This is a genomic window from Pinirhizobacter sp. (genome assembly GCF_035317885.1).
In the GTDB taxonomy this organism is placed as follows: Bacteria; Pseudomonadota; Gammaproteobacteria; order Xanthomonadales; family Rhodanobacteraceae; genus Pinirhizobacter.
Map to the genome: position 1 here is coordinate 1 of NZ_DATHFX010000368.1, position 5,919 is coordinate 5,919.

A 5,919-nucleotide genomic window follows, 5' to 3' on the forward strand; every position below is an offset into this window, starting at 1 on the left:
ACCGGTATTGCGCGGCATCTGCACGCCAAGGCTGCGGTACACGTCGGAAACGAAACCACTGCAGTCGCGGCCGTTGTAGAGATGCCCCCAGCCGTAACGCTCACCGAGAAACTTGAACGCCTGGCGGATGATATTTGCCTGCGTCAGCGGCACGTAGTCCGGCGCGCTGTCGGCGTTACGCTGCAACAGTGCCGGCTGGAAATGCAGTGAGCCATCCGCGGCGCGCACCGGCAATTGCAAGGTCCAGGACACGTACGGCCCCTGGCCGTTTACCGGCTGGTCCGGCGGCAGGTCCGCCAACGGTACGCGCGCGCCCATGTCCAGCTGCAGTTCCGACACCGCAGGAGCCTCCGGCGTGAACACGGTGCGCACCTTGGCCCCCGTCACCACCCGATAGGGCGTTTTATCAGCGTAGGTGAGCACCTCATCGCGGCTGCCGACAGCGATGGCCGACTTCTTCACCCATGCCGCGTAGCGCGGGCTCACCACGAAATACCACTGCCCGTCCTCACTTTCATGCACGATCACCACGGGGTCGCCGGGGAACAGCATGCTTTCCTGGAAGCTTTCAAAATCCGGCTGGTCGGGCACGGTGAAGGCCCGCAGATCCGTGGGGAAGGTGCGCAGCGATTCCCGGGCCACGGCGATGCCATAGCGCGCCGTCACGTGCTCGGGAATCTTCTCCAGCGCGATGCTGGCCACGATCGGATCGACCACGGACTTCGGCAGGGGCTGGTTGTGTACGTCGATCAGCGGCTTGGGCGGCAACCTGGACACCTTGCCAATCCATGCCTTGACCTGCTCGGCGCTGACCTGGGTGGGAATCCTGGCCAGGACGAACATCGACGGATCGTTGGCAAACATGCGCGCGTTGCGCGCCTTGAGTTCATCCCGGCCGAAGATCACCTTGTCCGGCGCCGCTGCGCGGGCGATCCAGTAATCGGGCGAGAGCATCGCGTCCTCGGTACCGATCACCCCGGATGCCGGCACGGGCAAGGTCGGCGCGGCAGCCAGTGCATGGGCGCTGCCGAGGGCAAGGGCAACGCCGATGACGATGCGGGAAAGGATGGGCACGTGCGCACTCCAGTTTCGAAGGGATCGTGGTATCCAAGGCAACGCCCGTGCCAACCGCAAACGCCTGAAAAACAACGCCCTCCACGAAGGAGGGCGCTGTCCGCGGACGTTTAGGCCGCCGATGCCGGACACTGTCCGGACGAGGTGGGTTACACCGTCATCGGGTTCGGCTTGTCCTGGTCGAGCTTGTACTGCTTGATCGCGCGGCTGACGTCCTTGGCGTTGACCTTGCCGTCCTTCGCCAGCGCCGCCAGGGCGGCGTGGGCGATGTAATAGCGGTCGACCTCGAAGAAGGAACGCAGGTTGTCACGTGTATCGCTACGGCCGAACCCGTCGGTACCGAGCACCGTGTAGCGCATGCCATCGGGCATGAAGGCGCGGATCTGGTCGGCGTACTCGCGGACATAGTCGGTGGCGGCGATGGCCGGGCCCTGGCGATCCTTCAGCAGGCTCGTGACATAGGGCACGCGCGCTTCGTCTTCCGGATGCAGGCGGTTCCAGCGCTCAGCGTCGAAACCGTCGCGACGCACTTCGGAGAAGCTCGGGCACGACCAGATATCGGCAGACACGCCGAAGTCCTTCTCAAGCAATTCGGCCGCGGCGATCACCTCGCGCAGGATGGTGCCGGCGCCCATGAGCTGCACGCGCGGCTCGTTCTTCTTCGGCTTGCCGGCATCCTTGAACAGGTACATGCCCTTGATGATGCCTTCCTCGCTGCCCTTGGGCAGGTCTGGATGGCTGTAGTTCTCGTTCATCACCGTGAGGTAGTAGTAGACGTCTTCCTGCTCCTGCATCATGCGGCGCGTGCCGTCCTGCAGGATCACCGCCACTTCGTACGAGAACGTCGGGTCGTAGGACACGACATTGGGGATGGCGCCGGACAAGAGGTGTGAATGGCCATCTTCGTGCTGCAGGCCTTCGCCGTTGAGCGTCGTGCGGCCGGCGGTACCACCGATCAGGAAACCGCGCGCGCGCATGTCGCCGGCGGCCCAGCACAGGTCGCCGATGCGCTGGAAGCCGAACATCGAGTAGTAGATGAAGAACGGCAGCGTCGCCACGTTGGAGATGCTGTAGCTGGTGGCGGCGGCCATCCACGAGGCCATGCCGCCAGCCTCGCTGATGCCCTGCTGCAGCACCTGGCCCTTCTGGTCTTCACGGTAGTACAGCAGCTGGTCGGCATCCTGCGGACGGTACTTCTGGCCGAACGGCGCGTAGATGCCGATCTGCCGGAACATGCCTTCCATGCCGAAGGTGCGTGCCTCGTCGGCCACGATCGGCACCACGCGCGGACCGATCGCCTTGTCACGCAGCAGCAGGTTCATGCCACGCACCAGCGCCATGGTGGTGCTGATCTCGCGCTCGCCGGAGCTCTTGGTGATCTGCTCGAAGGCCTCCAGCCCCGGTGCCTTGAACGATTCGTCCGCCTTGCGGCGACGCTGCGGCAGCGCGCCGCCCAGAGCCTTGCGGCGCTCGAGCAGGTACTGCACTTCGGGGGAATCCTTGCCAGGGTGGTAGAACGGCACCTCTTCGAGCTGGGCGTCGGTCACCGGGATATTGAAGCGGTCGCGGAAGGCGCGGATGGCGTCGGTGTCCATCTTCTTCTGCTGGTGGGCCGGGTTCTGCGATTCGCCCGCCGCGCCCATGCCGTAACCCTTGACCGTCTTGGCCAGGATCACCGTGGGCATGCCCTGGGTGTTCACCGCCGCGTGGTAGGCCGCGTACACCTTGTGCGGGTCGTGGCCGCCACGGTTCAGGCGCCAGATGTCGTCGTCGGACATGTTGGCCACCAGCGCCGCGGTTTCCGGGTACTTGCCGAAGAAATGCTCGCGGGTATAGGCGCCGCCGAAGGCCTTGCACGCCTGGTATTCGCCGTCGACGGTTTCCATCATCAGCTGGCGCAGCTTGCCGGAGGTGTCGCGCGCCAGGAGCGGATCCCAGTAGCTGCCCCAGACCACCTTGATGGCATTCCAGCCAGCGCCGCGGAACACGCCTTCCAGTTCCTGGATGATCTTGCCGTTGCCGCGCACCGGGCCGTCCAGGCGCTGCAGGTTGCAGTTGACGACGAAGATCAGGTTGTCCAGGCCTTCGCGGCCGGCCAGCGAAATGGCGCCCAGGCTTTCCGGCTCGTCGGACTCGCCATCGCCCATGAAGCACCAGACCTTGCGGTCGGTCTTGGGCATCATGCCGCGGTGTTCGAGGTACTTCCAGAACTGTGCCTGGTAGATGGCCTGGATGGGCCCCAGGCCCATCGACACCGTCGGCACCTGCCAGTAGTCGGGCATCAGCCAGGGGTGGGGGTAAGAGGTAAGCCCCTTGCCCTTGCCGGCCACGTCCATGCGGAAGAGGTCCATCTGCTCGGCGCTGATGCGGCCTTCAAGGAAGGAACGCGCATACACGCCCGGGCTGGAATGGCCCTGGTGGAACACCAGGTCGCCGGGATGGTCGGCGCTGGGGGCGCGCCAGAAATGGTTGAAGCCCACATCGTAAAGCGTGGCCGACGAGGCGAAGCTGGAGATATGGCCGCCCAGGTCGCCAGGCCGGCGGTTGGTACGCACCACCATGGCCAGCGCGTTCCAGCGGATGATCGAGCGGATGCGCCATTCCAGCGCCGCGTCGCCCGGGCTGCGCGCCTCATTCTGCGTCGCAATGGTGTTGACGTATTCGGTGGTGGGATCGAACGGCAGGTAGCCGCCGGCGCGGCGGGTGGAATCCACCATGCGCTCGAGCAGATAGTGCGCGCGCTCGGTGCCGTCGTGGTTGATGACGGCATTGAGCGATTCAACCCATTCGAGGGTTTCGGTGGGGTCGAGATCCTGGTGCAGGAGATCGGTGATCTGGTCCATGGTGCTCTCCGCAGCGCGTGGGGCGCGCCTGGCGTGGGGGTGGCGGGGAATTTAAATCGGTCCACATCCGAGTTTAGCAAACCCGCGCCACCGCGGGCCGTCCTGCCCGCCGCAGCTGAGATAAATCAACCACATACGGCGCCGTATGTACGCGGCCAGGGGCAGGGTCATGACTCTGACCCCCCAAACAGCGCAGGCTCAGACCGTGGTACGCGGCTTCCCTGCCCGGATCTGCGCCTCGACGCAGGCCACGGAGGTCATGTTCACCACCCGGCGCACTGTCGACTGTGGCGTCAGGATATGGGCCGGTTTAGCCACGCCCATCAGGATCGGGCCGATGACCACGCCGTCGCACAGCACGCGGGTCATGTTGTAGGCGATGTTGGCAGCGTCGATGTTCGGGAACACGAACACATTGGCCTTGCCTTCCATCATCGAGTTCGGGAACAGCCGTTCGCGCAGTTCCGGGATGAGCGCAAGGTCGGCCTGCATCTCGCCTTCCACTTCCAGTTTTGGCACGCGCTTGCGGATCAGCTTCAGCGCTTCCTGCATCTTGCGGGCCCCGGGTGTATCGCGGTTGCCGAAGTTCGAACTCGACAGCAGCGCCACCTTTGGCGAGATACCAAAGAGCTTCAGGCGGATCGACGCCTGCAACGCGGACTCGGCGATCTGCTCGGCGCAGGGGTTGTCCGAAACATAAGTATCGAGGAAGAAGAAGGTGCCCTTCTCCGTCGATACAGCCGCCATGGCCGAGGGCTCGGCCACGCCTTCGTCCAGGCCGATGACATCGCGGATGTAGTCAAGCTTGGAATGGAACTGGCCCACGAGGCCGCAGATCATGGCATCGGCTTCGCCCCGCTCCACCATGAGCGCGGCGATCAGGCTCGGACGCGAACGCACCACCGCCTTGGCCATCGGCGGGGTCACCCCGCGACGCTCCATGATGCGGTGATAGTGCTGCCAATAGGCATCGAATCGCGGATCGGAGTGGATGTTGCACATCTCGAAATCAACGCCTGGGGTCAGGCGAAGGCCCGCACGCTTGATGCGCTTTTCGATCACATCCGGGCGACCGATAAGAATGGGCTTTGCAAGGCCTTCGTCCACCACCGTCTGCACCGCGCGCAGTACCGTTTCTTCTTCGCCTTCGGCGTAGACCACGCGCTTGGGATCGGCCTTGGCACGGTCAAACACCGGCTTCATCAACAGGCCGGTGCGGAAGACGAAACTGTTGAGGCGGTCGCAGTATTCGGTGAAGTCGGTGATCGGACGCTGGGCCACGCCCGACTCCATCGCCGCGCGCGCCACGGCCGGCGGCAACTGCAGCAGCAGGCGCGGGTCGAAGGGCTGGGGAATGAGGTAATCCGGGCCGAAGCTCGGCGGCTTGCCGCCGTAGGCGCGTGCACTGATGTCCGAGGCCTCGCGACGAGCCAGTTCAGCGATGGCATTGACGCAGGCCACCTTCATGGCTTCGTTGATCACCGTGGCGCCGACATCCAGCGCACCGCGGAACAGGTAGGGGAAGCACAGCGCGTTGTTCACCTGGTTCGGGTAATCCGAACGGCCCGTGGCCATGATGCAATCCGGGCGGACGGCTTTTGCATCTTCGGGCAGGATCTCGGGGTTCGGGTTGGCCAGGGCGAAGATGACCGGCCGTTCGGCCATGCTGGCCACCATCGCAGGGGTAAGGATCCCGCCCGCCGACAGCCCCAGGAAGATGTCCGCGCCCTCGACGATCTGGGCCAGGGTGCGCTTGTCGGTGTCGCGTGCGTAGCGGAGCTTGTCCGGATCGAGGTCCGTGCGCCCGGTATGCAGCACGCCGTCGCGGTCGAAGGCGAAGATGTTTTCCTTCTTCATGCCCAGCGCCACCAGCATGTCGACACACGAGATGCCCGCCGCGCCCATGCCGGTGGTTGCCAACTTCACCTGCTCGATCTTCTTGCCGGTCACCAGCAAGGCGTTGATGACCGCCGCACCGACGATGATCGCCGTGCCGTGCTGG

3 protein-coding genes are annotated in these 5,919 nt (G+C 64.8%); all 3 read right to left on the bottom strand.

Annotated features, from left to right (window positions below; translation table 11 throughout):
- The coding region (locus VK519_RS12145) for a C40 family peptidase (RefSeq protein ID WP_324350109.1) at positions 1–1,074 on the bottom strand (1,074 nt) is incomplete at its 3' end.
- Positions 1,075–1,223: 149 nt separating this feature from the next.
- Positions 1,224–3,917 carry a pyruvate dehydrogenase (acetyl-transferring), homodimeric type gene (gene aceE, locus VK519_RS12150; RefSeq protein ID WP_324350112.1) on the bottom strand — a complete coding sequence of 898 codons (2,694 nt, stop codon included), beginning with the start codon at positions 3,915–3,917 and terminating at the stop codon, positions 1,224–1,226.
- Positions 3,918–4,115: 198 nt separating this feature from the next.
- The coding region (locus VK519_RS12155; protein ID WP_324350114.1) for an NADP-dependent malic enzyme at positions 4,116–5,919 on the bottom strand (1,804 nt) is incomplete at its 5' end.